Below are 26,453 nucleotides of genomic sequence, written 5' to 3' on the forward strand. Positions count from 1 at the left end.
CATGAGTTGACTTTTTCTTTCAGCGCGACGCTCATACAGTCGCGGCCATGCAAGGCATTCAACGCAAGATCGTCTACGTCACCCTCTACGAAGGGATCGCCATCCTGTGCGCCAGCGTGGGGCTGGCCGCCATGTCCGGGGCGGGCGCGGGCCAGTCCACGGTGCTGGCCACCATCGCCTCGGCCATCGCCATCGCCTGGAACCTGGTGTTCAACACGCTGTTCGAGGCCTGGGAGAAGCGCCAGGCCGTGCGCGGGCGCTCGCTCAAGCGCCGCATCGCCCATGCCCTGGGCTTCGAGGGCGGGCTGGCCTTCATCCTGGTGCCGGTGTTCGCCTGGTACCTGGGCGTGGGCCTGTGGGAGGCCTTCCTCTACGACGCCGCCCTGCTGCTGTTCTTCCTCGTCTACACCTTCGTCTTCAACTGGGGCTTCGACCGCGTGTTTGGCCTGCCAGCCTCTGCGGCCGCGGCACAGCCGGCCTGACACGGGCCGCGCCTGCCGCCCGGGCGCGGCGGCCACCGGCGCGGCACGCGGCCAACGCATACTGCGGGCCGCCCATGCCCACTTCCACCCGCGCCCCCCTCCCCTCGTTCGCGGGCTCCCGCGCCCGGCTGCTGTGCGGCCTGCTGTGGCTGGCCGCGTGGCTGGTGCCCTGGTCCGCCGCCGCCCAGGCACTGCCTGCGGCCTCCGCGCCGGTGGCGCCTGCGGCGGCCGGCGTGGCGCCGATCCCGGTGGGCGCCATCCTGGCCCGCGCCGACGAAGACCAGGGCCTGGTCGACCGCGCGCGCCAGCTGCTGGCCGCGCCCGACCCAACGCCCGCTCTGGCGCGGGATCTCGAACGCATCGCCGCGGCCGTGGACGGCAAGCAGCGCGCCGGCGGCGGCGTGGCCATGGCCGACCTGCCCGTGATGCGGCTGGAGAGCCTGGGCCGGCACTGGCGCTTCGACGAACGCCGCTTCGACGCCTGGCAGGCGCGCGCCCAGCGCAGCCTGGCGCCCTACGGCGAGCAGCTGGCCCAACTGGCGCAGCGCCGCATGGCCTGGGCCGCCACGCGGGCCGAGGGCCTGCTCGACAACCTGCCGGCCGTGCTGGCCGCGCGCGTGCAGGGCATGCTGGACGCGGTCGACGCGACCGAGGCCGCGCTCTCCTCCGCGCTGGACCAGCAGGTGGCGCTGCACCAGCGCGCCAGCGAACTCAAGGCGCGCATCCAGGCCGGCAGCGCCGCCACCGAGGCGGCCATCGACGAGATCGACCGCCGGCTGCTGCGGCGCGACGTGCCGCCGCTGTGGGCGCAGTGGCCCGCGCTGGGCACGCCGGGCCAGGCCCTGGACCAGGCGGAGCGCAGCCTGGGCATCGAGACCCGCTTTGCCGAGGACTACCAGGCCGACGGCAGCAGCAACGTGCAGGCGCTGCGCCTGCTCGAGCTGTTGCTGCTGCCGCTGGTGCTGTGGCTGACCTGGCGCAGCCGCCCCACCGCGCACCCGGGCGACCACCATGTGGAGCGCGCGCTGCGCCGGCCCTTCTCCACCTGGCTGCTGCTGTCCATGCTGGCGGTGCTGGTGCTGGAGCCCGATGCACCGCTGCTGGTGGCCGAGGCCGCCCTGCTCATCGCCCTGGTGCCGGTACTGCGGCTGCTGCCGTCCGGCGTGCTGCAGGCGCTGGGCAGTTGGCCCTCCGTGGCCATCGGCCTGTACCTGGCCGACCGCGTGGGCGGCGTGCTGTCGGCCAGCCCCGGCGTGTACCGGCTCTACCTGCTGGCGCTGACGCTGCTGGCGCTGGGGCTGACCTGGCAGATGCAGCGCGCCATCGCCCGCATGGCCGCGGCGCCCGGTGCGCCGGATGCGCCCCATGCGCGGAGTGCGCAGCTGCGCCAGGCCGGACACCGGGCCGGCTGGGTGGTGCTGGTGCTGCTGGGCATCTCGGCGGCCTGCAACATCGGCGGCAATGTCACGCTGGCCGAGACGCTGACCAGCGGCGTGATCGACAGCGGCTACTTCGCGCTGATGCTCTACGCCGCCGTGGCGGCCAGCCTGGGCCTGGTGCAGGCGCTGCTGCGCCAGCCCGAGTTCGCGCGCCGGCGCGCGGTGCAGCAGCATGCGCCGCAGTTGCTGGCGGCCTGCCGCCGCGTGCTGCTGCTGGCCGCCGCGCTGGGCTGGCTGGCCTACACCATGGAGCGGCTGCGCGTGCTGCGGCCGGCGCAGCAGATCGGGGCGGCGGTGCTGGACATCGGCGTGGAGGTGGGCGAGGTCTCCATCAACCTGGGCGACGTGCTGGTCTTCGCGCTGGCCGTGTGGCTGGCCTGGTGGGCCGCGCGCGGCGTGCGCGGGCTGCTGCGCGAGGAGCTGCACGAACACGCGCGGCTGCCGCGCGGCGTGGGCAACAGCATCGCCACGCTGAGCTACTACGGCGTGCTGGTGCTGGGCTTTCTGGTGGCGCTGTCGGCCGCGGGCTTCAAGGTCAGCCAGCTCACGCTGGTGTTCGGCGCGCTGGGCGTGGGCATCGGCTTCGGGCTGCAGAACGTGGTCAACCATTTCGTGTCGGGCCTGGTGCTGATGTTCGAGCGGCCGATCCAGCCCGGCGACATCGTGGACGCGGCCGGCATCTCGGGCTCGGTGCGCGAGATCGGGCTGCGCGCCACCACCATCCGCACCTTCGAGGGCGCCGACGTGGTGATGCCCAACGGCCTGCTGCTGGGCGGCAACCTCGTGAACTGGACGCTGTTCGACCGCAGCCGCCGCATCGAGGTGCCGGTGGGCGTGGCCTATGGCGCCGACCCCGCCCAGGTGCTGGCCCTGCTGGTGGAGACGGCACGCGGCACGCCGGGCGTGGCGTCAGAGCCCGCACCGGTGGCCGTGATGACGGGCTACGGCGACAGCGCGCTCAACTGCTCGCTGCGGATGTGGACGCGCGACGTGAACGACTGGGTGATGGTGCGCAGCGCGGTGCTGGTGCGCGTGCTGGCCGCGCTGGAGGCGGCGGGTGTGGCGATTCCGTTCCCGCAGCGCGAGGTGCGGCTGCTGGGCGCTGCGCCGGCCACGGCAGACAGCGTGCCGGGTGCCGCGCCTGGCGCGGGCCCGGTCTAGCCAGCTTCCAGGGCCGCGCCACCGCGGCGCGGCACGCGGGGGCACACCGGCCGCGTGCTCAGCGCGGCTGCTCGCCGCGCGCCAGCCGCTCGGCGATGGCGTCGAGCACGGGCGGCAGATCGGCCACGGAGTCGATCACGTAGTGCGCACCAGCGCCGCGCAGCCTGGCCACGGCCTCCGCCCGGCGGATGCCCTGCTCGGCCGGCGACAGCGCCTGCCAGTCGGCCAGCGGCAGGCCCATGGCGTTGCCGCTCACGGCCACGCCCACGGCCCAGGTACCGGCGTTCAGGCCCTCCTCCAGGCCGAACTCGGTATCGTCCACCTTGACCACGGTGGCGGGCCAGCAGATGCCCAGGTCGGCAAAGCAGCGCCACATCATGAGCGGCGTGGGCCGGCCGGTGGCCTGGTCGCCAGCGCAGACCAGGTTGTCGGGCACGTAGCCGCCCTTGGCCGCGATGGCCGTCACCACTTCCATGATGGGCCGGTTGTAGCCCGTGGTGGAGCCGACCTTGAGGCCGCGCGCGCGCACCGCGGCCACCGCCTGGAGCGCGCCGGGGATGAAGGCGGCAAAGTCGGGCACCACGGCGGCGTTGAGCGGCGTGAAGACCTCGTACAGGCGGTCGACATCGGCGTCGGTGGGCAGCTGGCCGTATTGGGCTTCCCACTGCGCGGCGACCTCGGGCAGGCGCGTGAGGGCCTGGATGTGGTCCCACTTGGCCAGGCCCATGGGGCCGCGCGCCTGCGCGATGCTGATGGTGATGCCGAACTGATCGAACAGGCGCACGAAGGCGCCCATGGGCGCGCAGGAGCCGAAGTCCAGGATGGTGCCGGCCCAGTCGAACACCACGGCGCTCAGGCGGTCGCGGGCGGTGGAGACGGGTGTGGGTGTGGGTGCGGGTGCGGGGGCGGTCGTTGGCATGGTCTTGTCTCTTGGGGTGGATGGGTTCACCAGGCGGCGAACACATCTTCGGCGATGCCGAAGGCGGTGCTCGCGCCGGTGCCGCTGGTGACCAGCACGACGCGGGTGGCGTCGTCGGGCCGGTCAATGACGCAGTCGGTCTCGGCCGACGAAGGATAGGTGCCGACCCAGCGTTCGGTCACCTCGCAGCTGCGCAGGCGCAAGGTCTCGCGCAGGTGGCGCAGGATCAGCGCGTCCACGCGCTGGTCGGCAAAGGGCTCGGGCGCAGCGCCGTAGTGGTGCGAATCGCCCACCACCAGCGTGCCGTCGGCGCTCTGCACCACGATCAGGTGGATGCCGTGGGCCAGCGATTCGCCTTCCTCGCGCTGCATCTGGGCCAGCAAGGGCGCGGCCTCGGGCAGCCGGCTGTAGCCGTGGTAGCGCACCAGGCTCAGGTCGGCCATCACCGCGCCGGGCAGCTGGAAGCCGGGCTCGGGCCGCACGCGCAGCATCTGCAGCTGGCACAGGCGCAGCGCGTGCGGCGCCAGCCGCTCGGCGAACAGGCCGTGCAGCTCGGTGTTGGTGCACACGACCACGCGCTCGGCGTGCAGCACGGCGCGCGATGTGCGCACGCGCGGCGTGGCGACTTCGAGCACGGCCTCGCCGAAGCGGAACACCACGGCATGCGCCTCGGCCAGCCAGCGCGCCAGCAGGCCGATGGCGGTGCGCGACTCCACGCGCATCTCGTGCGGGCTGTACAGCACGCTCTGCGCGCCTTCCAGCTGCAATGCCGGGGCGCGGCGGGCGGCCTCGGCGGTGCCCAGCAGTTCGCAGCCGGCGCCCATCGGTGTGCGCAGGAAGGCTTCGAGCACGCTGTGGGCCGCGGGCCGGAAGGCCGTGAGGTACAGGCCGTGGTGCACGGCTTCGATGCCGGCCTGCGGCGCGACCTCGCCCCAGACTTCGCGCGCACGCCGCGCACGTCGCCAGGTGTCGCCGGCACCCTGGCCGGTGACGGTGATGAAGCCGAAGTTGCGGATCGAGGCGCCGACGCAGGCCGCATCGCGCTCGACCACGCAGACCTTGAGGCCGCGCTTCGCAGCGGTGTACGCATGGGCCAGGCCGACGATGCCGGCGCCGACCACGACCAGGTCGAAGTGGGTGGATGGGGTCATGGGCAATCGCGTTGCAGCCGCAGGATGGGCCAGTGGCGCTGCTGCGCCTGGGCCAGCAGCTGCGCATCGGGGTCGACGGCGCAGGGGTGGCCCACCGCCAGCAGCAGCGGCAGGTCGTTGATGGAATCGCTGTAGAAGGCGGCGCTGGCCAGCGCGGCATCCACGTCTTCGCCGCGCGCGGCCAGCCAGTCGCGCAGCCGGGCAAGCTTGCCTTCGCGCATGTTCAGCGTGCCGGCAGTGCGGCCGGTGAAGCGGCCGTCGGCCGCGGTCTCCAGCTCGGTGGCGATCAGGTGCGGGAAGTCCAGCGCCTGCGCGCTGGGCTCGGCCAGGATGCGGCTGGAGGCAGTCGTCAACACCAGCCGGTCGCCGGCCGCGCGGTGCTGCTGCACCAGCGCGTGGGCGGCCGCCGGCAGGCGCGGCGCCAGCACGGTGGCGAACCAGTCGTCGCGCAGCGGCTGCCACTGCTGCGGCGTGCGGCCGGCAAACAATGCGGCGTAGAAGCCGCAGAACTCTGCGGGCGTGGCCTCGCCGGCGTGGTAGCGGCGGTCCATCTCGGCGTTGCGTGCGGCCATGGCTGCGTCCAGCAGGCCGCGGGCGCGCAGGTAGTCGAGCCACAGCACCTCGCTGTCGCCCGTCAGCAGCGTGTTGTCGAGGTCGAACAATGCCAGGCGTGTCATCGTGCGGGCGCCTTCCACGCCTGGGTACGCCGCTCCACCAGCTTGCCCACCGCCAGGTACAGCAGCGTGACCACGGCCGAGGTGGCGGCGATCAGCACGGCCATGGCGGCGGCGGGGCCGGTGTCGCCGGCTTCGTCCAGGTTCAGGATGGCCAGCGAGGCCACGCGCGTGTCGGGCGCATACAGGAACACCAGCGCCGAGATGGTGGTCATGGCGTTGATGAAGAAGTAGCGCGACACGTCCAGTAGCGCCGGTAGGCAGATCGGCAGCGTGACGCGCCGCAGCGTGGTGAGCAGCGGCACCTTGAGCGAGGCCGAGACCGACTCGAACTCGCCGTCGATGGACTTGAGCGCCGTGACCATGGTGATGTGGCCCGTGGTGTAGAAGTGCACCACGGTGCAGAGCACCATCAGCGCCAGCGACTGGTACAGCCCGTTCAGCGGATTGCCCGGCGCGTTGAAGAAGAAGATGTAGCCCAGCCCCAGCACCAGGCCCGGCACGGCCATGGGCAGCGTGGCCATGAGCCGCAGCACCGGGCGCACCGCACCCAGGCCGCGCGTCTTCTCCAGCAGATAGGCGCCCATGAACACCACCAGCGTGCCGACCACGGCCGTGCAGGCCGCCAGCTTGAGGCTGTTGAGCATGGCGCCGCCCAGGCCGGCGTCCAGCAGGCCGGCCACGTAATGGTTGAGACTGGGCGCGAGGTTGTAGGGCCAGAAGGTGGCAAACGATGCGAACACCGCCATGCCGAACATGGCCAGCACCAGCGCCACGACCACGCCGCAGTACAGCGTCATCGCCACATCGAACCCGCGCCGGGGCCGCGGCACCAGGGCCACGGCGCGCGCGGTGAGCGTGGCGCTCTGGCGGCGCTGCACGGCCGCGTCGATGCCGAAGCTCAGCACAGCGGGTGCCAGCAGCAGCAGGGCCACCACCGCGCCGCGCTGGAAGTCCTGCTGGCCGATCACGAGCTTGAACACGTCGGTGGCCAGCACGTTGAAGCTGCCGCCCACCACCTTGGGGATGCCGAAGTCGGTGATGACCAGCGTGAAGCAGACCAGCGCGGCCGAGACCAGGCCGTACTTGGCGCCCGGCAGCGTGACGGTGAAGAACTTGCGCACGGCGGAGGTGCCCAGCGCGTCGGCGGCCTCGTACAGCCGCGCGTCGGCCAGCGCCAGCGCCGTGACCAGGATCATCAGCACGTGCGGGAAGGTGGCGAAGCACTGCGCCAGCACAATGCCGCTGGCGCCGTAGATGCCGTCGAAGCCCAGCGCCAGCCAGAAGTCCTTGGCGATGCCCTGGTTGCCGAACCAGTAGATCACCGAGATGGCCGACAGCAGCGAGGGCGCCAGCAGCGGCAGCAGCATCACGGTGCGCAGCAGGCCCTTGAACGGCATGCAGCTGCGCGTGAGCGCATAGGCAAAGGTGAAGGCCAGCGGCACCACGATGGCCGTGACCAGCAGCGACACCCACAGGCTGTTCCACAGGCTGCCGAGCAGCGCGGGCGAGCCCAGGTAGGCGATGAACGCGGCCAGGCCGGCATCGCCCCGGAAGGCCTGCGCCAGGATGGACGCCAGCGGCGCCAGCAGGCCCACGACCAGCAGCAGCGCCACCACCAGCAGGCCCAGTTGGGGCAGCCGGTCGCCCAGGCCCTGGCGCAGGCGCGGTGCGGGCAGGTGCACGGTGGCGGCCACCGTGTTCACGCGTGAGCCCCGGGCGCGGGGAACACGCGCAGCCGGTCCGACCGCAGGCCGAAGCGCACGCGGGCCCCGTGGCGCACCTGGAACTCGTCCATCTGGTTCAGCGAGTACTGCAGCTGCAGCTGCTGGCCGCCCAGACCGTCGACGGCGACGTCGGCCAGGCAGTTGCCGCCCAGGAACTCGATGCCGCGCACCGTGCCCTCGCACAGGGTGGGATCGTCCTCGCGCAGCGGGCCGACGACGCGGTCTTCGGGCCGCAGGTACAGCGCCACCGGGCGGCCGGGGTGGAAGTCGGCGCCATGGCCGGGCGCGCACTGCCAGCGCTTGTCGCCGCAGCGGAACCACTGCGCGCCCTCGGCCACGGCGTCGAGCCGGTTGACCTTGCCGATGAAGCTGGCCACGAAGGGCGTGGCCGGCTCGCGGTAGACCTCGGTGGGCGTGCCGACCTGCTCGATCACGCCATGGTTCATGACGACGATGCGGTCGGCCACGGACAGCGCCTCTTCCTGGTCGTGCGTGACCATGATGGTGGTCACACCCAGCGTGCGCTGCAGCGTGCGCAGTTCGTTGCGCAGGTGCACGCGCACGATGGCGTCCAGCGCCGAGAGCGGCTCGTCCAGCAGCAGCAGGCCGGGCGAGGTGGCCAGCGCGCGCGCCAGCGCCACGCGCTGCTGCTGACCGCCCGACATCTGCGCCGGGTACTTGGCGCCGCTGTCCGGCAGGCCCACCAGCTGCAGCAGCTCCTGCACGCGCGCGGCGATCTGCGCGCGCGGCTGGCGCCGGTTGACCAGGCCGTAGGCCACGTTGTCGGCGATGTTGAGGTTGGGGAACAGCGCGTACGACTGGAACACGATGCCGTAGTCGCGCTGGGCCGGCGGCAGCACCGAGATGTCGTGCCCGGCCTGCAGGATGCGGCCGGCGCTCTGCACCTCCAGGCCCGCGATGGTGCGCAGCAGCGTGGTCTTGCCGCAGCCCGAGGGGCCGAGGAAGCAGACGAACTCGCCGCGCCGGATGTCCAGGTCGATCGCCTGGAGCGCCGTGAAGCTGCCGAAGCGCTTCTGAACGCCTTGCAGGCGCAGGTAGGCGGGTTCGGGCGCTGCGGCCACGGCATCGGGGGCGGCGTGCATCACTTCTTCGCTTCGCTCTTGGCGTCGTAGCGCTTCGTCCACTCGGTCAGCACGCGCTCGCGGCTGGTGGCCGACTGGTCGAAGTCCATCTTGATCAGGCGCGCCTCGTAGTCGGCCGGGATGTGGGCCAGCTTGGGCGCCACGCCGGGCTGCGCGGTGACGGCGAAGTTCTTGCCGTACAGCAGCATCGCGTCCTTGGACGACGCCCAGTCGGCCAGCTTCTTGGCGGCATCCAGCTTCTTGGTGCCCTTGTGGATGGCAAAGCCTTCCAGGTCCCAGCCCAGGCCTTCCTTGGGGAACACGAGTTCGATGGGGGCGCCCTTGGCCTTGTTGGTGTAGCCGCGGTACTCGAACGAGATGCCGGCCACGAACTCGCCGGCCGCCGCCATGTTGCAGGGCTTGGAGCCCGAGTGCGTGTACTGCGCGATGTTCTGGTGCAGCGCGTCCATGTACTTCCAGCCGCCGCCCTTGCCGTTGTCGTCGCCCCACATCTGCAGCCAGGCCGCCACGTCGAAGTAGCCGGTGCCCGAGGAAGCCGGGTTGGGCATCACCACCTGGCCCTTGAACTCGGGCTTGGTCAGGTCGTGCCAGCTGGTGGGCAGCGGGATGTTGCGCTTCTTGGCTTCCACGGTGTTGAAGCACACCGTGGCGCCGAACACGTCCATGCCCCACCAGGCCGGCGGCGTCTTCTTGTCGCGGTACTTGGCCATGATGGCGTCCAGGTTCAGCGGCGCGTAGGGCTCCAGCATGCCGTTCTTGTCGAACAGCGCCAGGCTGGAGGCGGCCACGCCCCAGACCACGTCGGCCTGCGGGTTGGCCTTCTCGGCCAGCAGCTTGGCCGTGACCACGCCGGTGGAGTCGCGCACCCACTTGATGGCGATGTCGGGGTGCACCTTGTTGAAGGCTTCCTGGTAGGCCTTGAGCTGGTCGGTCTCCAGCGCGGTGTAGACCGTGAGGTCGGTCTTCTGCGCATGCGCAGCGGCACCGAAGGCCAGGCCGATGGCCAGCGCTGCGACAGTTTTGGAGAGGGGGGCGAACGGCATGAAACGACTCCTGGGTCTGGGAAGAACAGCCGGCAATGTGCCAAGTGCAAATGTCATCCTCATGACATGGAGCCGCCGCACAATGCGCACCAGCACGGATGATTGTCTATTGCAGATCGTAGACAATCTGCATTTCGCAACCCACGCTCCGCACGCATGCCCACCAGCGCTCAACCCCACCCGACGATTGCGCAGCTGCAGGGCAACTCCCTGGCCAAGCTGGTGCAGAACGAAATCGAGCGCATGGTTCTGGATGGCCGGCTGCTGCCCGGCGCGAAGCTGACCGAATCCACCCTGGCCGACCAGCTCGGCGTGTCGCGCGGCCCGGTGCGCGAGGCCTTCCGCCTGCTCGAAGAGGCCGGCCTGGTGCGTACCGAGAAGAACCGCGGCGTGTTCGTGCGCGACGTGCCGGTCGAGGAGGCGCTGGAGATCTTCGAGGTGCGCGCCGTGATGGACCTGTACGTGGGCCGCAAGCTCGCGCAGACCGCCACGCCGGCCCAGGTGCGCGAGTTGCGCCAGCTGGTCGAGGCGATGGACCAGGCCGTCAAGGCCGGCAATGCGCAGGACTACCACCGCTTCAACCTGCAGTTCCACGACCGGCTGCTGGAGCTGGCCGGCAACGCCAAGCTGACCGCCACCTACCGCAAGCTGGTCAACGAGCTGTCGCTGTTCCGGCGCAAGAACCTCACGGACGAGTCGATGGCGGTGTACTCGCGCGAGCACCGCGCCATCGTCAAGGCCATCGCCTCGGGCGACGCCGATGCCGCCGGGCAGGCCATGTACGACCACGTGATGAACAGCCGCGAGCGCACGCGGCAGAACTTCGCGGCCGGCGAGCCGGCTGTGGCGGCCACGCCGGCCCGCGCGGCGCGGCGCGCGGTGGCCGCCTGAGGCGGCCATGGCCTTGACGCTGGACGACATCCGCACGCTGTTCGACCGGCGCGGCGCCGAGCAGTACAGCGGCGAGCCCGTGACGCAGCTGGCGCATGCGCTGCAGTGCGCCTGGCTGGCCGAGCAGGCCGGCGCCGACGACACGCTGGTCACGGCGGCCCTGCTGCACGACCTGGGCCATCTGCTGAACGACCAGGGCGCATCGCCCACGCTGCGCGGCATCGACGACCTGCACCAGTTCTACGCCCTGCCCTTCCTGCGCGGCCTGTTCGGCGACGCCGTGCTCGACCCGATCAAGGGGCATGTGGACGCCAAGCGCTACCTGTGCGCCACGCGGCCGCACTACCACGCCGCGCTGTCGGAAGACTCGCGGCGCAGCCTGGTGCTGCAGGGCGGCGTGTTCACGCCGGCGCAGGCCGACGCCTTCATCGCCCGCCCGCATGCGCACGAGGCCGTGCAGCTGCGGCTGTGGGACGACCAGGCCAAGGCGGCGGGCCTGGCCACGCCGCCGCTGGCGCACTTCCTCGCGCGCGCTGAACGCTGCCGCACCGGCGCCCCTGCGTGACGCTGAGCGGGTCCGTCATCGCGGCCGTGCTGTTCGCAGCGCTGCTGCACGCCAGCTGGAACGCGCTGATCAAGTCGGCGCCCGACAAGGCGCTGGACACCGGCCTGGTCCACAGCATCGGCGTGCTGTTCGCGCTGCCGCTGCTGGCCCTCACCGGGTTGCCGGCGGCGGCGGCCTGGCCCTACCTGGCCGCCTCGGCGCTGGTGCATGTGGGCTACTACATCGCGCTGGCCGGCGCCTACCAGCACGGCGACCTGGGGCTCACCTACCCGATCATGCGCGGCTGCGCGCCGCTGCTGGTGGCGCTGGGTAGCCACCAGCTGGTCGGCGAGCAACTCTCGGCCACGGCGTGGCTGGGCGTGGTCGGCGTCTGCGTGGGGGTCGTGGTGCTGGGCCTGTCGCCGGCCAGCCTGCGCGCGGGCCACGCCAGCCGCAACAAGGCGCTGCGCTTCGCACTGTTCAACGCCTGCATCATCGCGTTCTACACCGTGGTCGACGGCCTGGGCGTGCGCGCCGCTGGCGACGCCGGCGCCTATGTGGCGGCGTTGTTCCTGTTCGACGGCATCCCTTACCTGCTGCTGGTGCTGTGGCGCCGCGGCCCGGCCGGCAGGGCCGCGGCCCTCGCCTACCTGGCGCGGCGCGCGCGCATCGCCTGGCTGGGCACGCTGGCCTCGCTGGGCAGCTACGCCATCGCGCTGTGGGCCATGACGCGCGCACCGGTGGCCGTGGTGGCGGCGCTGCGCGAGACCTCGGTGCTGTTCGCCGTGCTGATCGGTACGCTGTGGCTGCGCGAGCCCTTCGGCGCGCACCGGGGCGTGGGCGTGCTGGTGATGCTGGCCGGCATCCTGGCGCTGCGGGCGGGGTGAGGCGCTGTCGGCCTTGTCCGCCCGCGCGGCCGTACCGGCGAAAATGCCGGCGTTCCACCGAAAGACCACCTGTGCCCACACGCCAACAACGCATCAACGACCTGACCGCCATGATCCAGCGGATCGCGGACGGCGACAGCTACATCCAGCGCATGGAAGGACTGGTGGCCCGCTCCATCGAACGCGGCGAAGAGTCCGCGGAACTCTCGCGCTACCTTGCGGACATGCGCACGATGCAGGCCCTGTTCAAGGAGAGCCGCGACACGCTGGTGCAGGCCCTCGGAGAGGGCGCCCGCATCGCGGCGCTGCAGGCCCTGAACGTCATGGACTCGCCCGAGGAACGCGCCTACGACGACATCACGCGCCTGGCTTCCACGGTCTGCGGCACGCCGATCGCGCTGGTGTCGCTGGTCGACGGCACGCGCCAATGGTTCAAGTCGCGCGTCGGATTGCAGGCGAAGGAAACGCCGCGCGAACTGGCCTTCTGCGCGCATGCCATCCAGGACCCGGGCCACGTCATGGTGGTCAACGACGCGCAGGCCGACCCGCGCTTCGTCGACAACGCGCTGGTGACGGGTGACCCGAAGATCCGCTTCTATGCCGGGGCGCCGCTGGTCACCTCCGACGGCCACGCATTGGGCACGCTGTGCGTGATCGACACGGTGCCACGCACCATCGCGGCCGAGCAGATCCGGGAACTCGAGTTTCTCGCGAACCAGGTGATCGCCACGCTCGAGCGGCGCCAGTCCTGACCGGCTGCCTGCGGCGCGCCAGTCGACGGCGCACTGGCGGCCAGGCCAGGATGGCGGCGCGGCCTGCCCCGCGCCATGCAGCTCAGAACGTCGCGCGCGGCAGCTGTTTGTCGGTGAACACGAGGTAGGCCGGGTGCGGCACTGCTCCGCCAGCGGCCAGCAGCGTGGCGGTCCAGTCCATGGTCTGGTTCGGCACGGCGCTCGTGCTGCCGGCCGGGATCACGCGCGGCCAGCGCGTGAGCAGCGGCACGCGGATGCCGCCTTCCAGCAGATCCATCTTCTGGCCCACGAGTGGCCAGTTGTTGGCGTAGCGCTCGCCACCGTTGTCGCTCGTGAAGACCACGAGTGTGTTCTCGGCCATGCCGCGGCGCCCGAGCGCATCCAGCACCCAGCCGATGCCCTCGTCCATGTGGTGGACCATGCGTTGGTAGGTGGCGATGGAGCCACCGTCGGTGTGCTTGCCCACGCCCGCGATGCGGCGCGATTCCTCGGCGTCGTCGCGCGTGAGCCAGGGCCAGTGCGGGGCGCTGTAGTGCAGGCTCAGCAGGAAGGGCCGGTCGGCAGGTTGCTCCTCGATGAAGCGCACCGCCTTGCGGCTCAGCAGGTCGGTCAGGTAGCCCTCTTCGCGGATGGGCTGGTCGTCCTGCCAGAGGTCGGGCTGGCCGCGCGGGTTGCAGTGCGCGAAGTAGTCGTTGCCACCCGCGTGGAAGCCGTAGAACCGCTGGTAGCCAGACAGCCGCGGCGAGAAGTGCGGCGGGTAGCCCAGATGCCACTTGCCGACCAGTGCCGTGGTGTAGCCGGCGTCCGCCAGCAGCGAGGCCAGGCTGGGGTGCTCGGGCGGCAGGCCCAGCACCTTGTCCTCGGCCACGGTGGGGATGGGTTCCTCGGCGCCGCCGCGCAGCCGGTACTGCCAGCGCCCCGTGGCCAGCGCGAAGCGGGTGGGCGAGCACACGGCCGAGTTCGCGTAGCCGCGCGTGAAGCGCATGCCCTCGCGGGCCAGCCGGTCCAGGTTGGGCGAGACGTCGGCGGGCCGGCCATCGGCATCGCGCGCGCCGGTGCAACCCAGGTCGGCATAGCCCAGGTCGTCGGCCAGGATGAAGACGATGTCGGGGCGGGTGCTGGCGGGCATGGTGCTCACTGCAGGCTGATCTTGCTGCGATGGGCCAGCGCGTTGAACTTGCTCAGGCTCTGCACCACGAAGTCCTGCGTCTGCGCGGGGCTCAGGCTGCCGGGCAGCTGGCCCGCAGCCTCGAGCGCGACCTTCACCTCGGGCGTGGTCAGCGCCTCGGCGATGGCGGCGTGCAGCTTGCCGACCACGGCCGCATCCGTGCCCGCAGGCACGGCGGCCACGAAGAACTGCGTGGCGTCGTAGCCCTGCAGGCCGGCCTCGGCCATGGTCGGCACATCGGGCAGGCTGGGGATGCGGAACGGCGTGGTGACGGCATAGGCGCGCAGCTTGCCGGCCTTGATCTGCGCCAGCACGGGCGTCACGCCCAGCATGCCCAGCGACACCTGGCCGCCGACCACGTCGGTCACCGCCTGGCCGCCGCCCTTGTACGGCACGTGCACCATGCGGGTGCCGGCCATGGTGTTGAAGAGTTCGCCGGCCAGGTGCTGGCCCGTGCCGGTGCCCGAGCTCGCGAAGTTCCACTTGTCGGGCTCCTTCTTCATCGCGGCGATGAGATCCTTGAGCCGCGGCGGCGTGCCGGCGGCCGCACCCACGAACACGATGGGGCCTTGCGACAGCAGCGAAACGGCGGCGAGTTCGCGGCCGATCTCGGGCTGGCGCTGCGCGTGCAGCACGGGACCGGGCACGGTGACCAGCGTGTAGCCGTCGTGGCCGGCGCGGGCCGCGTACTGCAGCGCGAGCGCACCCGATGCGCCGGGCCGGTTGTCGATGACGATGGACTGGCCGATCTTGTCGGCGACCACGCGCGCCACGGCGCGCGTGAGCACGTCGACCGAGCCGCCGGGCACGAAGCCCACGATCCAGGTGATGGGCCTGGCCGCGGGCCAGGGTTTGGGGGTCTCGGCCTGGGCGGCGAACGCCGCGAACGCGAGGGCACCGGCGGCGAAGGCACGGCGGGTGAAGGCAGAACTGGGGGTCATGGAATGCTCCGGAAGGTTGGGGCGGCTCAGGCGGGATCCCTGGCGCCGGGCCTGGTGTTGGGGTGCTGCTCGACGCTGTCGTTGAAGGCCTTGACCATGCGCAGCATCGGCCCCATGACCCAGGTGTTGAACACCAGCACGTCGCTCTCCTCCTTGGGGTCGCGCGTGAGGTTGAACAGGTAGGGCGATTCGAGCTTGCCCTTGCCCTCGTTGACCTCGGGCTCCCAGTAGAAGTGCAGCTTCCAGTCGCGCCACTTGAGCGCGCGCATCTCCTGCTTGATGTAGAAGATGAAGCCCTCGCGCGCCGACTTCTCCTGCGCACCGAACAGGAAGTCGCGCTGGTCCACGCCGTCGATGGGACGGTCGGCCGGCACCTCGGCGCCCCCCACCTTGGCCAGCGTCGTGAAGAGGTCGGTCACGTGCACGATCTCGTTGCTCACGCGGCCGGCGGCGATGCGGCCGGGCCAGCGCGCGATGAAGGGCACACGCAGGCTGCCCTCCATGGCCGTGTGGTAGGTGCCGCGCCAGGGGCCGGCCGTGCCGCGGTAGGGCTGGCGGAACTCGGGGCCGTTGTCGCTGCAGAAGACGAACAAGGTGTCGTTTGCGATGCCCAGGCGCTCGACCTCGTCGACGACCTGGCCGACGCGGTGGTCCATCTCGGCCATGGCGTCGGCGAAGTCGCCGTGGCCGGTGCGGCCTGCGAAGTCGGCATGCGGCAGCGTCGGGAAGTGCAGGTGCACCATCGGGAAGTACAGGAAGAAGGGCCTCTTGGCCGCCACGTTGCGCTGCATGAAGGTGCATGCGCGCTGCACCAGTTCGGCGTCGATGCCGCGGCGCGCATCCAGGTCGTAGAGCTGGACCTGCTCGGTCGGCGCGCCGGCCTGCCCTTGCATGACGTAGGGCAGATCGGCCACGCTCGGGTCGTAGCCGATGCTGGAGGTGAACTGGCTCTCGTCCGTCGTGCGCGGGATGCCGTACCAGGTGTCGAAGCCGCGGTCCGAGGGGTAGCGGCCTTCGACATCGCCCAGGTGCCATTTGCCGTAGTGGGCCGTGGCGTAGCCCTGCTGCGACAGCAGCTGCGCCAGCGTGATCTCCCAGCGCGTGAGGCCTTGCGGCAGGCCGGGCGGCACGGACTGCAGGCTGCCCGTGCGGATCGGGTGGCGGCCCGTCATGAGGGCCGAGCGCGTGGGCACGCAGTCGCTCTCCACGTTGAAGTTCTGCAGCAGCAGGCCCTGGCGGGCCAGCGCGTCGATGCGCGGCGTGGGCGCGCCCCTCAGCGCGCCGCCGCCGTAGCAGCCCAGTTCGCCCCAGCCGAGGTTGTCGGCCAGGATGAGAACGATGTTCGGAGAAGACATGTGAAGCCGAAAGCAGTGGTGACGGCTTCAAGATATGCGAGACGCGCGCCGCCAGCATTCCCGACGGGCGCACAAGCATGAATGCGGGGAATCACCGCGCCATGCTCTGCGGCTTCATGGGGCGCTGGTCGAGCAGGAGCTGGCGGAAGGTGGTCATGAGCGGCGTCCAGTGCGCCTGCGGATGCGACAGCAGCACCTGGCTGCGCTGGATGGCGAATTCGCGCAGCGGCAGCGGCTGCACGCGGCCGAGCCAGCTGCGCAGCACCGAGGCCGGCACGAGCGCGAGCAGGTCGGTGGCCATGACCACGCCCATCACCGCTTCGGAGGTGTATTCGACCTCCACGCAGACATGCGGGCGCGGCGCCTCGTGGCGCGCGAAGATCTCCACCACATGGCGTCGGGCCGCGCTCTGCGCCGAGGGCATGACCCAGCCGTAGGGCGTGAGGTCGTGGATGGCGGGCGTGGGCAGGTGCAGCAGCGGGTGGGCGGCCCGCACCACCACGTGCATGCGGTCCTCGCCGATGTCGACCTGGGCGCAGCTCAGCGCCTGGCCGCTGTAGGTGGGCACCACGGCCAGGTCGAGCTCGCCGTTCTCGACCTGGGCATTGAGCTCATCGGACTTGCCGATGCCGAGCTGCAGCCGCATGGCGGGGCGCCGGCGCACCATGTCGGCGATCGCGCGCACCGCGATGCTGTCGGCGGCCGGGCTCGTGATGCCCAGGCGCAGCAGGCCGGCGTGGCGCGCGCGCAGGTCGGTGGCCATGCGCACGAGTTCGAAGTGCTGGGCCTCGAAGCGCCGCGCGGTCTCCAGGAAGACCTGCCCCTCCCCGGTCAGCCGCGCGCCCTTGGTGCCACGCTCCAGCAGCGGCACGCCCACCTCCTGCTCCAGCCGCCGGATGGCCTTAGAGACGGCGGGCTGGGTCTGGCCGACTTTCTCGGCGGCCCGGCTCACGCTGCCGGAGCGCACCACCTCCAGGAAGGTGGCGACATCGTTGTTGAAGAAATTCATGATCGACGGGGATGCGGATGCGACTCCGCGCCATGGTAGGACCGCCGGCAGCCGGCTGCTGCAGGCTCAGAAGCTGTGAATGAACCGATCGCGGCCACGACGGGGTGCGCCGGGCCACAGGCGTAGGCGCAGTCCGCCGCCCGGGCTCGTGCCCGGGCAAGGACTGCAACGCCCGCATGTGGCCTGGCGTGCCCCGGCCCGAAGGGCGAGGCCCTGGGCGCGGCGATGGTGTTGGAAGCCACTGGTCATCGGGCCTCGCGTGGTCGTGAGGGGTTCGTTCACAGCTTCTTCAGGCGCCGCAAGACCGTGAACCCGCGCAAGCGCCGGGGGCCGATGGCCTTGGCTTGCGTGCGATTCGGATAAGGTAGGCCCGCCCGCCTCGCCCTCCCCACCACCATGCCTCACCAGATCCGCACCGCGACCGCAGACGACGCCGGCCCGGCCTGCGCCGTGCTGCACGCGTCGATCACGCACTGCTGCGTGGACGACCACCACGGCGATCCCGCGGCCGTGGACGCATGGCTGTGCAACAGGACGCCCGCGCAGGTCCGCGCCTGGATCCTGAGCCCGCCCACCATGCCATCACGGCCTTCGCGGGCGGTCGGCCAGGCCGCCGGCACCACGCCTATTCCCCCGGGGAGCCCGACACCATGAAAACCGCCGTCTTCAGCGCCCGCCGCTACGACCAAGCCCTGCTGGCACAGGCCAACCGGGGTGCAGGCCACGAACTCGTGTTCATCGCCGACCGGCTCACCGCCGACACGGTGCCGCTGGCGGCCGGCTGCCCGGCGGTCAGCGTGTTCGTCAACGACCAGGTCGATGCCGCCGTGCTGCGCGGCCTGGCGGCCCAGGGCACGCGGCTGGTGGCCACGCGCTCGACCGGCTTCAACCACATCGACCTGGCCGCCGCCCAGGCACTGGGCATCGCCGTGGTGCGCGTGGCCGACTACTCGCCGCATTCGGTGGCCGAGTTCGCCGTGGGCCTGCTGCTGGCCGTGAACCGCAAGATCGCGCGCGCCAGCATGCGCACGCGCGACGGCAACTTCGAACTCGACGGGCTCATGGGCTTCGACCTGCACGGCAAGACCGTGGGCGTGGTCGGCACGGGCAAGATCGGCGCGATCTTCGGCCGCATCATGGCCGGCTTCGGCTGCACGGTGCTGGGCCATGACCCCTGCCCGAATCCGGACTTCGCGCAGGCGGGCGGGCGCTACGTGGCCCTGCCGGAGCTGCTGGTCAGCGCCGACGTGGTCTCGCTGCACTGCCCACTGACCGAGGCCACGCGCCACCTCGTCAACGCGCAGACGCTGGCCGGCGCCAAGCGCGGCGCGCTGCTGGTGAACACCAGCCGCGGCGGCCTCGTGGACACCGAGGCCGCCATCGCGGCGCTCAAGACCGGCCAGCTCGGCGGCCTGGCCATCGACGTCTACGAGCAGGAGGCCAGCCTGTTCTTCCAGGACCTTTCGTCCACCGTGATCACCGACGACGTGATCCAGCGCCTGGTGTCCTTCCCCAACGTGATCGTGACCGGGCACCAGGCCTTCTTCACGCAGGAGGCGATCGGGCAGATCATGCAGACCACCATCGACAGCATCACGGCCTTCGAGCGCGGCGGTGCGCTGGTGAACCGCGTGCAGCCCGGCTGAGCCAGGCCAGCGCGCCAGCCAGCCGATCACGGGCGCGTTGGCCAGGTCGATGAAGGCAAGCGCCGAGCATGCCGGCGCCCTTTCACACCGCTCTTGCCGCGGCGGCCCGGTACGGCGCGAGGCCTACCCGCGCCACTCGCGCACGTGCGGCGCCGGGTCCGCCCGCCCGGCGGGACGCTGGCCAGTGTTCTGCGGCGTGCCCACGTAGACGAAGCCCAGCAGCCGCTCATTGGGGGCCAGTCCCAAACCGGCGTGCACGGTAGGGTCGTAGGCATTGGGCCCGGAGACCCAGAAGCAGCCGTAGCCCTGCAGGTGCAGCGCGTTGAGCAGGTTCATCGTGGCCGCGCCCGTGGCCACGGTCTGCTCGATCTCGGGCACCTTGGGGTGCGGCTGCAGATGGGCGACCACGGCCACCAGCAACGGCGCCACCAGGGCCTTGCGGCGAAAGCGCTCGGCATCGCCCGCCGGATCGCGCAGGCGCGCGGCCTGCACGAACAGCTCGCCCAGGCGTTCGCGCGCCGCACCGCGAACCAGCACGAAGCGCCAGGGGCGTAGCGCGCCGTGGTCGGGCGCGCACATGGCGGCGGCGAAGGCGCGCTGCAGCTCGGCCTCGCTCGGGATGGGTTCGACCAGCGGCCAGGGGGAACGGCGGGAGAGCAGCAGGTCGAGAGCCTGCGGCGCAATGGCTTCGGTCAGGGGTGCGTCAATCATCATCGCCGGCACTATAGATGCGAGCCAATCGCAAATGGACCAGCCGCGGCAAAGACCTTGCGGCGTGCTGCAGGCGGCTGAAAAACCACAGTGCGGCCGCTGTCCAGGCGCAGGGCTTGGCAGGCAGGGGTCGCCCCGCCACAATCGCGGCCTTGGCGGCACCGCAAGGTCCGCCACACCCGGCCGGCATCCCAGATGCCGACCGGCGTGGGATCGGGAGAGTCCGCACCGCAGCAACATGCCGCGGTCGGCGCCGAAGGAGCAACCGCCCCGGAATCTCTCAGGCAAAAGGACCGGCCCCACGAACCGAACTCTGAAGAGCGCCCGGCGGCTACGCCAACCGGGTGCACCGAAGGAGCAAGCGCAGACCGTCGCGTCTGCGTGAATCTCTCAGGTCCAGCACAGAGGGGGTGTCCGCCGCACGGTCGTGCGGTGGTCCCAACCCCCTGGCGTGTTCTGGAACCTGACATGAAGCAATCCCATATCGCCGTGGTCGGCGGCGGCATCACCGGTGTCACCACCGCCTATGCCCTGGCACGCCGCGGTCTTGCCGTGACGCTGTACGAGCGCCACCGCTATGCCGCCATGGAAACCTCGTTCGCCAACGGAGGCCAGCTGTCGGCCTCGAACGCCGAGGTCTGGAACCTGCCGGCCACCATGCTCAAGGGCCTGAAGTGGATGCTGCGCGCCGACGCGCCGCTGCTGGTCTCGCCCAAGCCGAGCTGGCACAAGCTGTCGTGGTTCGCCGAGTTCATCGCCGCGATGCCGCACTACGAACGCAACACCATCGAGACCGCGCGGCTGGCCATCGCCGCGCGTGAACACCTGTTCGGCTGGGCCGCGGACGAGGGCATCGATTTCGACCACAAGCGCGAGGGCATCCTGCACATCTACCGCGACCAGGCCGGCTTCGATCATGCAGGGCGCGTGTCCACGCTGCTGGCCCAGGGCGGGCTGCAGCGCCGCGCCGTGACGCCGGGCGAGATGCGCGCCATCGAGCCCACGCTGGCCGGCAGCTACTACGGCGGCTGGTACACCGAGAGCGACAGCACGGGCGACATCCACCGCTTCACCGTCGGCCTGGCGCAGGCCGCCGCGCGGCGCGGCGTGCAGTGCCTGTACGAGCAGCAGGTCGAGTCGGTGCAGAGCGATGCCGGCGGCGTGACCATCACCGCCACCGGCCCCGACGGCCAGCGCCACCGGCGCCAGCACGACGGCGTGGTGGTCTGCGCGGGCGTGGCCAGCCGCCAGTTCGCCGCCATGCTGGGGGACCGCGTGAACATCTACCCGGTCAAGGGCTACTCCATCACCGTGCACCTGGACGACGAAGCCAGCCGCGCTGCCGCGCCCACCGTGAGCCTGCTGGACGACGCGACCAAGCTGGTCACCAGTCGGCTGGGCCCGGACCGCTTCCGCGTGGCCGGCACGGCCGAGTTCAACGGCGAGAACCGCGACATCCGCGCCGACCGCATCCGCCCCCTGGTGGACTGGGTGCGCGACTGCTTCCCGGGCGTGGACACGCGCCGCGTGACGCCCTGGGCCGGGCTGCGGCCGATGCTGCCCAACATGCTGCCGTGCGTGGGGCGTGGCCGCTCGGCCAACGTGTTCTACAACACCGGCCACGGGCACCTGGGCTGGACGCTGTCGGCCGTGACGGCGGACATGGTGGCCGGGACGGTGGCCACGGCCTATGGCAACACGGCAAGCGTCGCAGGTGCGCCGCTGGCCGCCGCGGCGGCCTGAAGCGCGGGCCTCAGCGCAGATCGATCCGCACCAGGCTCTCGCGGCCGTCCTTGCGGAAGGCCTGGTGCTTCTCGCGCGGGGCCTTGACCGAGACGTACAGCGTGTCGCCGTCCGGCGTGACGGCCAGGCTGTTCGGGTGCACCGGCAGGTCGATGCTGCGCTTGACGGCGTAGCTCGCGCCATCGATCACCGTCAGCGCCCCCGTGCCGTCCGGCTTCTCGCGCGAGACACCGCGGTTGGTGGCATAGATCTCGTTGCGCTGCGGGTTGTAGGCCACGTCCAGCGCGCCCGTGCCCAGCGGGACGGTCGCGAGCTGCCTGCCGCTGGCGATGTCGAACACGTAGAGCTGGCCGGTGTTGGAGTCGACGCTGAACAGGCGCTGGCCCCGCGCATCCAGCGCCAGGTTCAGGAAGAAGTGCCTGGAGTCCTGCGCCGTGTTGCCCTTGGAATCACCCGTGGAGAAGCGGCCGACGACCTGGCCCGCGTCGGGGTCGATGGCCAGGATCTCGTGCACGCCGCCCTGGCTCACGTACAGGCGGTTCGCAGCCGCGTCGTAGACGGCACCGGCGGTCCAGATGCCTTCGCTGCGGATGGTGTGCGTCAAGCTGCCCTTGGCGCCGTCGACGATCCAGACGACGCCGGGCTGGCCAGGGCTGGTGACGAACACGCGGTTGTGCTTCTCGTCCACGATCACCTTGCGCGTGTGCGGCATGCTTTCCTTGCCGTCGGCCTTCTTCTCGGCCACGCCGAGCTGGATCTGGCCTCGGACGGCGCCGCTCGCGGCATCCACCACGGTCAGCGAGCCGTCCAGCGTGTTGCCCACGTACAAGGTGTTGGTCACGCTGTTCAGGCCCAGCGCGAAGGCGCGGCGAGGCAGTTGCACGGTCTGCAGCAACTGCAGCGTGCGCGCGTCCAGGCGGTGCACGTAGCCAGGCGAAGCGGCGTCGAACGAGGGCGCGGTGGCCACGAACACGGTGCCGGTGGCGGGCGCCACGGCGACTTCGTAGATGCCCTGGAAGGCGTCCTGGCGCAGCACGGGTGCCGCGCCGATGGCCGCCGCGCCGGAGCTGGCGGCGTGCAGGGACGGGCCGCTCTGGCAGGCCACCAGCGCCAGTGCGGCGGCCAGGGTGGCGCACAGGCGCCAGGCGCGTTGGCGGACGGGACCAGTGGCGGGACGGATTCGCATGCGAGACATCAAGACATTTCCTTGGGAAGAGGGGTCATCACCAGGTGCGCCACGGCGGCCGCACTGACAGGCGAGAGCATACCCTCAAATGCAATCTATTCGCATTTGCCAACAACCATTCCGCGCATGCATGGCGCGCGCCATGCCGGTGCGCGCCAGTGCGTGCTGCACCAGCATGAATAAGGCGTAGGCGCTCCAATTTCCACCGTGCATCGGACCCTCTTCCGATGAATTTCCCTTATGCGATGGCGCAGAGCTTGCTATAGCATTTCAGCGTATGCACTGGAAGTCGTGCGCTCCTGCCGCTCCCGTTCTGCGCGCCCTGCCCCTTCACCCTGGAGTAAGCCATGCGAAGCCTGTGCAATGCCACGATGCCTGCCGGTGCCGTCCTGTTGACCCTCGCCCTGTCGGGCTGCGGGGGCAGCGACGGAGACCCCGAACCGACCGCGATGACGCTGGAGCAGTTCCAGGCGGCCTGCGCCGCGCTCAACGGCACGGCCGTCACGGGCGGCGCGGTGAGCGAATCCACGTTCACGGCGGCGTCCGACGGCGCGGCCAGCGCGACCGCAGTGCCGCAGCACTGCCTGCTGCGCGGCGCAATGAACCAGCGCACCGGCATCGACGGCAAGCCCTATGCGCTCGGCTTCGAGATGAGCCTGCCGGTCACCTGGAACAAGCGCTTCTACTACCAGGGCGGATCGGGCGTGGACGGCACGCTGTTCCGCGCCCTGGGCGCCTACACCGGCGGCGGCAACACGCGCAACGCGCTGCTGGACGGCTATGCCGTGGTCACCACAGACTCGGGCCACCGCGCCGAGGCGGGCGTGGCCAACGGCGCCTTCCTGTTCGGCGCCGACCCGCAGGCGCGCTACGAATACGGCGACCAGCAACTGCCCCAGGTGACGGCGGCAGCCAAGGCGCTGATCCGCAAGTTCTACGGCATCGTGCCGGTGCGTTCGTACTTCGTCGGCTGCTCCAACGGCGGCCGCCAGGCCATGATCGCGGCCCAGCGCTACCCCGACCTGTTCGACGGCATCGTGGCCGCGGCACCAGGGTTCCGCCTCACGCAGGCGTCGATCCAGGGCTCGGTCTACCAGGCGCAGATCGCAGCGGCCATCGCCCCCACCGGCACCGACGGCCGGCCGGACATCACCAAGCCGCTCACGGCCGACGACCAGGCCGTGGTGCGCCAGCGCATCCTGGACGCCTGCGATGCGCTGGACAGCGCCGCGGACGGCATGGTCAGCCGCATGAGCGCCTGCAAGCCCGACCCGCTGGCCTGGGCCTGCCAGCCGGGCGAGAGCGGCAACTGCCTGTCGCCCGAGAAGGCCAGCTACGTGAAAAAGCTGTTCGACGGCGCGAAGACGGCCGCCGGCACGCAGATCTATGCGCCCTGGCCGTTCGACCCCGGCATGGCGGCGCAGTCGGGCAATCCGTTCTACACGATCTTCGCGGGCGAGGCCTCGCACATCTACACCACGCCGCCCACCATCACGGCCGACCTGCTGGGCTACGGGCTCACGGCGGACGTGGACACGGAGTTCGCCAAGCTCAGCGCCACCACGGCGACCTTCGCGCGCTCGGGCAACGACTTCACCAATGCGGAGTCGCCGGACATGGACCGCTTCCGCGCCCGCGGCGGCAAGCTCATCGTCTTCAACGGCGCGGCCGACCTGGCCTTCTCCATCCACGATGTCGAGGCCTACTACAACCAGGTGCAGGCCCGCTACGGCGCGGACCAGGCGGCCGGTTTCGCGCGCGCCTTCTTCGTGCCGGGCATGGGGCATTGCTCCGGCGGCGCCTACGGCACCGACCAGTTCGATGCGGTGGGTGCACTGGTGGACTGGGTCGAGAAAGGCCAGGCGCCTGACGCGATGGTGTCCACGGCCCGGGCCGCGGCCGGCGTGGCCTGGCCTGGCCGCACGCGGCCGGTGTGCGCCTATCCGAAGGAAGCCGTCTACAAGGGCACCGGTAGCATCGAAGACGCCGCCAACTTCAGCTGCCAGTAGCGCTGCACCGCATGCCCCGCAAGCCCCCTGCCCCGCCGCACGACCCGGGTGCCGACTACGCCGTCACGGCGCAGGTGGGCCATCTGCTGCGGCGGGCCTACCAGCGGCACGTGGCGCTGTTCCAGTCGGAAATCCCGGACGCCCAGCTCACGGCGGCACAGTTCGTGACGCTGTGCGCCGTGCGCGACATGGGGGCTTGCTCGCTCAACGACGTGGTCAAGCGCACCGCCATCGACCAGGCCACGGTGCGCGGCGTGGTCGAGCGGCTGGCGGCGCGCGGCCTGCTCACGGTCTCGGCGCACCAGCGCGATGGACGCAAGCGCGAACTGGCGTTGACGGATGCGGGTGCCGAACTCGTGGCGGCCACCGTGCCCTTCGCCCAGCGCGTCACCGAGCGCACCTTCGGCGACTTCAATCCCGCCGAGCGGCTGGCGCTGGTCTACCTGCTGCAGCGCATGGCCGACATGCCTTGAGCGGACGGGCCGCTCAGCGGCCCACCATGTTCGCGGCCACCACCCACTGGTCGAACTGCTCGCCCGTGACGTGGCCCGAGGCGATGGCGGCATCGCGCAGGCTCAGGCCTTCCTTGTGGCCCTTCTTGGCGATGGCGGCCGCCTTGTCGTAGCCGATGTGCGGGTTCAGCGCGGTGACCAGCATCAGCGACTGCTCGACCAGGTGGGCGATGCGGTCCAGGTTGGGCTCGATGCCGACCGCGCAGTTGTTGTTGAAGCTGACCATGCCGTCGGCCAAGAGGCGCACGCTCTGCAGGAAGTTGTGGGCCACCACCGGGCGGAACACGTTGAGCTCGAAGTTGCCCGAGGCACCGCCGATGTTGATGGCCACGTCGTTGCCGAACACCTGGGCCGCGAGCATGGTCACGGCCTCGCTCTGCGTGGGGTTGACCTTGCCCGGCATGATGGACGAGCCGGGCTCGTTCTCGGGGATGCTGATCTCGCCGATGCCGCTGCGCGGGCCGCTGGCCAGCCAGCGCACGTCGTTGGCGATCTTGGTCAGGCTGGCGGCCAGGGTCTTGAGCGCGCCGTGGGCGTGCACCAGTGCGTCCTGCGAGGCCAGCGATTCGAACTTGTTGGGCGCGGTGACGAACGGCAGGCCGGTGATGCCGGCCAGCTCGCTGGCCACGCCTTCGGCATAGCCCTTGGGCGCGTTCAGGCCCGTGCCCACGGCCGTGCCGCCGAGCGCCAGTTCATACAGGTGCGGCAGCGCGGCCTGCACGTGCTTCCTGCCGTGCTCCAGCTGCGCGACCCAGCCCGAGATCTCCTGGCCCAGCGTGAGCGGCGTGGCGTCCTGCAGGTGCGTGCGGCCGATCTTGACGATGTGGTCGAAGGCCTTGGCCTTGGCATCCAGCGTGGCCTTGAGCAGGTCGATGGCCGGCAGCAGCTTGTGGGTCAGCGCGTCGACGGCGGCCACGTGCGAGGCCGTGGGAAACACGTCGTTGGACGACTGGCTCTTGTTCACGTCGTCGTTGGGATGCACCAGCCGGCCCTCGCCGCGCTCGCCGCCCAGCAGTTCGCTGGCGCGGTTGGCGATCACCTCGTTGAGGTTCATGTTGGTCTGCGTGCCCGAGCCGGTCTGCCAGACCACCAGCGGGAACTCGTCCGGGTGCCTGCCCTCGATGACTTCCTGCGCGGCGGCGACGATGGCGTCCTTCTTCTTGGCGTCGAGCAGGCCCAGCGCATGGTTCACCGTGGCCGAGGCCCGCTTGACCTGGGCCAGCGCACGGATGATCTCGCGCGGCTGGCGCTCGCCCGAGATGTCGAAGTTCTGCAGCGAGCGCTGGGTCTGCGCGCCCCAGAGCTTGTCGGATGGCACCTCGATGGGGCCAAAGGTGTCGCGTTCGGTACGGGTGGTCATGGTGGTGGTCTCAACAAACAAGAGCAATTCTCATCTTAGC

At 71.0% G+C, this 26,453-nt stretch carries 23 protein-coding genes, 1 pseudogene and 1 riboswitch; of the genes and pseudogenes, 11 read left to right on the forward strand and 13 right to left on the reverse strand.

Annotation, left to right across the window (positions count from 1 at the left end):
• Positions 1-47: 47 nt before the first annotated feature.
• The gene (locus tag ACSQ4M_RS26475) at positions 48-482 is read left to right on the forward strand and encodes a PACE efflux transporter (RefSeq protein WP_436192375.1); all 435 of its coding nucleotides are present in this window, start codon (positions 48-50) and stop codon (positions 480-482) included.
• 74 nt (positions 483-556) lie between these two features.
• Positions 557-3,082, forward strand: coding sequence for a mechanosensitive ion channel domain-containing protein (locus ACSQ4M_RS26480; protein ID WP_436192376.1), 2,526 nt, complete (start codon positions 557-559; stop codon positions 3,080-3,082).
• A gap of 58 nt (positions 3,083-3,140) precedes the next feature.
• Here the strand turns inward: ACSQ4M_RS26480 and phnX are convergent, their stop codons facing one another.
• Genes phnX through ACSQ4M_RS26510 form a run of 6 tightly spaced genes read right to left on the reverse strand, consistent with a single transcriptional unit; the run spans position 3,141 to position 9,699 of the window.
• The gene (gene phnX, locus ACSQ4M_RS26485; protein ID WP_436192377.1) at positions 3,141-4,001 is read right to left on the reverse strand and encodes a phosphonoacetaldehyde hydrolase; all 861 of its coding nucleotides are present in this window, start codon (positions 3,999-4,001) and stop codon (positions 3,141-3,143) included.
• Between the two features lie 26 nt (positions 4,002-4,027).
• Complete coding sequence (locus tag ACSQ4M_RS26490; RefSeq protein ID WP_436192378.1) at positions 4,028-5,152, reverse strand: TIGR03364 family FAD-dependent oxidoreductase; 1,125 nt, start codon at positions 5,150-5,152, stop codon at positions 4,028-4,030.
• A complete protein-coding gene (locus tag ACSQ4M_RS26495) occupies positions 5,149-5,829 on the reverse strand; it encodes an HAD family hydrolase (protein ID WP_436192379.1) in 681 nt (226 codons plus the stop codon). Before ACSQ4M_RS26495 ends, ACSQ4M_RS26490 begins: the two co-directional genes overlap by 4 nt.
• On the reverse strand, positions 5,826-7,532 hold the full coding sequence (locus tag ACSQ4M_RS26500) for a putative 2-aminoethylphosphonate ABC transporter permease subunit (protein ID WP_436192380.1): 1,707 nt from the start codon (positions 7,530-7,532) through the stop codon (positions 5,826-5,828). The genes ACSQ4M_RS26495 and ACSQ4M_RS26500 overlap by 4 nt, the downstream gene beginning before the upstream one ends.
• A complete protein-coding gene (locus ACSQ4M_RS26505) occupies positions 7,529-8,656 on the reverse strand; it encodes a putative 2-aminoethylphosphonate ABC transporter ATP-binding protein (RefSeq protein ID WP_436192381.1) in 1,128 nt (375 codons plus the stop codon). The genes ACSQ4M_RS26500 and ACSQ4M_RS26505 overlap by 4 nt, the downstream gene beginning before the upstream one ends.
• Positions 8,656-9,699, reverse strand: coding sequence for a putative 2-aminoethylphosphonate ABC transporter substrate-binding protein (locus ACSQ4M_RS26510; protein ID WP_436192382.1), 1,044 nt, complete (start codon positions 9,697-9,699; stop codon positions 8,656-8,658). Before ACSQ4M_RS26510 ends, ACSQ4M_RS26505 begins: the two co-directional genes overlap by 1 nt.
• Positions 9,700-9,855: 156 nt before the next feature.
• Here ACSQ4M_RS26510 and ACSQ4M_RS26515 point away from each other — a divergent pair, with 156 nt between their 5' ends.
• The 4 genes from ACSQ4M_RS26515 to ACSQ4M_RS26530 all read left to right on the forward strand — a co-directional run bounded on the left by ACSQ4M_RS26515 (position 9,856) and on the right by ACSQ4M_RS26530 (position 12,773).
• Complete coding sequence (locus tag ACSQ4M_RS26515; protein WP_436192383.1) at positions 9,856-10,590, forward strand: phosphonate utilization associated transcriptional regulator; 735 nt, start codon at positions 9,856-9,858, stop codon at positions 10,588-10,590.
• 7 nt (positions 10,591-10,597) lie between these two features.
• Complete coding sequence (locus tag ACSQ4M_RS26520; RefSeq protein ID WP_436192384.1) at positions 10,598-11,155, forward strand: phosphonate degradation HD-domain oxygenase; 558 nt, start codon at positions 10,598-10,600, stop codon at positions 11,153-11,155.
• Positions 11,152-12,021 carry an EamA family transporter gene (locus ACSQ4M_RS26525; RefSeq protein WP_436192385.1) on the forward strand — a complete coding sequence of 290 codons (870 nt, stop codon included), beginning with the start codon at positions 11,152-11,154 and terminating at the stop codon, positions 12,019-12,021. The genes ACSQ4M_RS26520 and ACSQ4M_RS26525 overlap by 4 nt, the downstream gene beginning before the upstream one ends.
• A 71-nt stretch (positions 12,022-12,092) precedes the next feature.
• Positions 12,093-12,773: a GAF domain-containing protein gene (locus tag ACSQ4M_RS26530; protein ID WP_436192386.1), complete on the forward strand. Its 681-nt coding sequence runs from the start codon at positions 12,093-12,095 to the stop codon at positions 12,771-12,773.
• A 124-nt stretch (positions 12,774-12,897) separates the two neighbouring features.
• Here the strand turns inward: ACSQ4M_RS26530 and ACSQ4M_RS26535 are convergent.
• The 4 genes and pseudogenes from ACSQ4M_RS26535 to ACSQ4M_RS26550 all read right to left on the reverse strand — a co-directional run.
• Positions 12,898-13,902 (reverse strand): annotated as a pseudogene (locus ACSQ4M_RS26535) (sulfatase-like hydrolase/transferase); the annotation flags it as partial.
• 5 nt (positions 13,903-13,907) lie between these two features.
• Entirely contained in the window at positions 13,908-14,882 is a 975-nt protein-coding gene (locus ACSQ4M_RS26540; protein ID WP_436192387.1) for a Bug family tripartite tricarboxylate transporter substrate binding protein, read from the reverse strand.
• Between the two features lie 26 nt (positions 14,883-14,908).
• Positions 14,909-16,237, reverse strand: a complete 1,329-nt coding sequence (locus ACSQ4M_RS26545; protein ID WP_436192388.1) for an arylsulfatase — start codon at positions 16,235-16,237, stop codon at positions 14,909-14,911.
• A gap of 91 nt (positions 16,238-16,328) precedes the next feature.
• Entirely contained in the window at positions 16,329-17,246 is a 918-nt protein-coding gene (locus ACSQ4M_RS26550; protein WP_436192389.1) for a LysR family transcriptional regulator, read from the reverse strand.
• Between the two features lie 396 nt (positions 17,247-17,642).
• Between ACSQ4M_RS26550 and ACSQ4M_RS26555 the strand changes: the two genes are divergently transcribed.
• Together ACSQ4M_RS26555 and ACSQ4M_RS26560 are read left to right on the forward strand one after the other, a co-directional pair.
• Positions 17,643-17,900 (forward strand): hypothetical protein, encoded by a 258-nt coding sequence (locus tag ACSQ4M_RS26555; RefSeq protein ID WP_436192390.1) that lies wholly within the window; start codon positions 17,643-17,645, stop codon positions 17,898-17,900.
• Positions 17,897-18,892 (forward strand): 2-hydroxyacid dehydrogenase, encoded by a 996-nt coding sequence (locus ACSQ4M_RS26560; protein ID WP_436192391.1) that lies wholly within the window; start codon positions 17,897-17,899, stop codon positions 18,890-18,892. Before ACSQ4M_RS26555 ends, ACSQ4M_RS26560 begins: the two co-directional genes overlap by 4 nt.
• A 123-nt stretch (positions 18,893-19,015) precedes the next feature.
• On the opposite strand, the gene ACSQ4M_RS26565 is transcribed toward ACSQ4M_RS26560, so the two are convergent.
• The gene (locus ACSQ4M_RS26565) at positions 19,016-19,615 is read right to left on the reverse strand and encodes a nitroreductase family protein (protein WP_436192392.1); all 600 of its coding nucleotides are present in this window, start codon (positions 19,613-19,615) and stop codon (positions 19,016-19,018) included.
• Between the two features lie 192 nt (positions 19,616-19,807).
• Positions 19,808-19,909: riboswitch (glycine riboswitch) on the forward strand.
• 162 nt (positions 19,910-20,071) lie between these two features.
• On the opposite strand from ACSQ4M_RS26565, the gene ACSQ4M_RS26570 reads away from it, so the two are divergent.
• Complete coding sequence (locus tag ACSQ4M_RS26570; RefSeq protein WP_436192393.1) at positions 20,072-21,346, forward strand: D-amino acid dehydrogenase; 1,275 nt, start codon at positions 20,072-20,074, stop codon at positions 21,344-21,346.
• A gap of 10 nt (positions 21,347-21,356) precedes the next feature.
• On the opposite strand, the gene ACSQ4M_RS26575 is transcribed toward ACSQ4M_RS26570, so the two are convergent.
• Complete coding sequence (locus tag ACSQ4M_RS26575) at positions 21,357-22,541, reverse strand: YncE family protein (protein ID WP_436192394.1); 1,185 nt, start codon at positions 22,539-22,541, stop codon at positions 21,357-21,359.
• A gap of 338 nt (positions 22,542-22,879) precedes the next feature.
• Here ACSQ4M_RS26575 and ACSQ4M_RS26580 point away from each other — a divergent pair, with 338 nt between their 5' ends.
• Both ACSQ4M_RS26580 and ACSQ4M_RS26585 read left to right on the forward strand, forming a co-directional pair.
• Complete coding sequence (locus tag ACSQ4M_RS26580; protein WP_436192395.1) at positions 22,880-24,541, forward strand: tannase/feruloyl esterase family alpha/beta hydrolase; 1,662 nt, start codon at positions 22,880-22,882, stop codon at positions 24,539-24,541.
• Positions 24,542-24,552: 11 nt separating this feature from the next.
• Complete coding sequence (locus ACSQ4M_RS26585) at positions 24,553-25,014, forward strand: MarR family winged helix-turn-helix transcriptional regulator (RefSeq protein ID WP_436192396.1); 462 nt, start codon at positions 24,553-24,555, stop codon at positions 25,012-25,014.
• 13 nt (positions 25,015-25,027) lie between these two features.
• On the opposite strand, the gene fumC is transcribed toward ACSQ4M_RS26585, so the two are convergent.
• Complete coding sequence (gene fumC, locus ACSQ4M_RS26590) at positions 25,028-26,413, reverse strand: class II fumarate hydratase (protein ID WP_436192397.1); 1,386 nt, start codon at positions 26,411-26,413, stop codon at positions 25,028-25,030.
• Positions 26,414-26,453: the final 40 nt, after the last annotated feature.

Source organism: Pseudorhodoferax sp. LjRoot39, from assembly GCF_964253035.1.
In the GTDB taxonomy this organism is placed as follows: domain Bacteria; phylum Pseudomonadota; class Gammaproteobacteria; order Burkholderiales; family Burkholderiaceae_C; genus Pseudorhodoferax.

Bases quoted from the DNA above. Each gene is read 5' to 3' on its own strand.
- ACSQ4M_RS26475 (WP_436192375.1), top strand. From the start codon at position 48: ATGCAAGGCATTCAACGCAAGATCGTCTACGTCACCCTCTACGAAGGG.
- ACSQ4M_RS26480 (WP_436192376.1), top strand. From the start codon at position 557: ATGCCCACTTCCACCCGCGCCCCCCTCCCCTCGTTCGCGGGCTCCCGC.
- phnX (WP_436192377.1), bottom strand. From the start codon at position 4,001: ATGCCAACGACCGCCCCCGCACCCGCACCCACACCCACACCCGTCTCC.
- ACSQ4M_RS26490 (WP_436192378.1), bottom strand. From the start codon at position 5,152: ATGACCCCATCCACCCACTTCGACCTGGTCGTGGTCGGCGCCGGCATC.
- ACSQ4M_RS26495 (WP_436192379.1), bottom strand. From the start codon at position 5,829: ATGACACGCCTGGCATTGTTCGACCTCGACAACACGCTGCTGACGGGC.
- ACSQ4M_RS26505 (WP_436192381.1), bottom strand. From the start codon at position 8,656: ATGCACGCCGCCCCCGATGCCGTGGCCGCAGCGCCCGAACCCGCCTAC.
- ACSQ4M_RS26510 (WP_436192382.1), bottom strand. From the start codon at position 9,699: ATGCCGTTCGCCCCCCTCTCCAAAACTGTCGCAGCGCTGGCCATCGGC.
- ACSQ4M_RS26515 (WP_436192383.1), top strand. From the start codon at position 9,856: ATGCCCACCAGCGCTCAACCCCACCCGACGATTGCGCAGCTGCAGGGC.
- ACSQ4M_RS26520 (WP_436192384.1), top strand. From the start codon at position 10,598: ATGGCCTTGACGCTGGACGACATCCGCACGCTGTTCGACCGGCGCGGC.
- ACSQ4M_RS26540 (WP_436192387.1), bottom strand. From the start codon at position 14,882: ATGACCCCCAGTTCTGCCTTCACCCGCCGTGCCTTCGCCGCCGGTGCC.
- ACSQ4M_RS26545 (WP_436192388.1), bottom strand. From the start codon at position 16,237: ATGTCTTCTCCGAACATCGTTCTCATCCTGGCCGACAACCTCGGCTGG.
- ACSQ4M_RS26550 (WP_436192389.1), bottom strand. From the start codon at position 17,246: ATGAATTTCTTCAACAACGATGTCGCCACCTTCCTGGAGGTGGTGCGC.
- ACSQ4M_RS26555 (WP_436192390.1), top strand. From the start codon at position 17,643: ATGCCTCACCAGATCCGCACCGCGACCGCAGACGACGCCGGCCCGGCC.
- ACSQ4M_RS26560 (WP_436192391.1), top strand. From the start codon at position 17,897: ATGAAAACCGCCGTCTTCAGCGCCCGCCGCTACGACCAAGCCCTGCTG.
- ACSQ4M_RS26570 (WP_436192393.1), top strand. From the start codon at position 20,072: ATGAAGCAATCCCATATCGCCGTGGTCGGCGGCGGCATCACCGGTGTC.
- ACSQ4M_RS26575 (WP_436192394.1), bottom strand. From the start codon at position 22,541: ATGTCTCGCATGCGAATCCGTCCCGCCACTGGTCCCGTCCGCCAACGC.
- ACSQ4M_RS26580 (WP_436192395.1), top strand. From the start codon at position 22,880: ATGCGAAGCCTGTGCAATGCCACGATGCCTGCCGGTGCCGTCCTGTTG.
- ACSQ4M_RS26585 (WP_436192396.1), top strand. From the start codon at position 24,553: ATGCCCCGCAAGCCCCCTGCCCCGCCGCACGACCCGGGTGCCGACTAC.
- fumC (WP_436192397.1), bottom strand. From the start codon at position 26,413: ATGACCACCCGTACCGAACGCGACACCTTTGGCCCCATCGAGGTGCCA.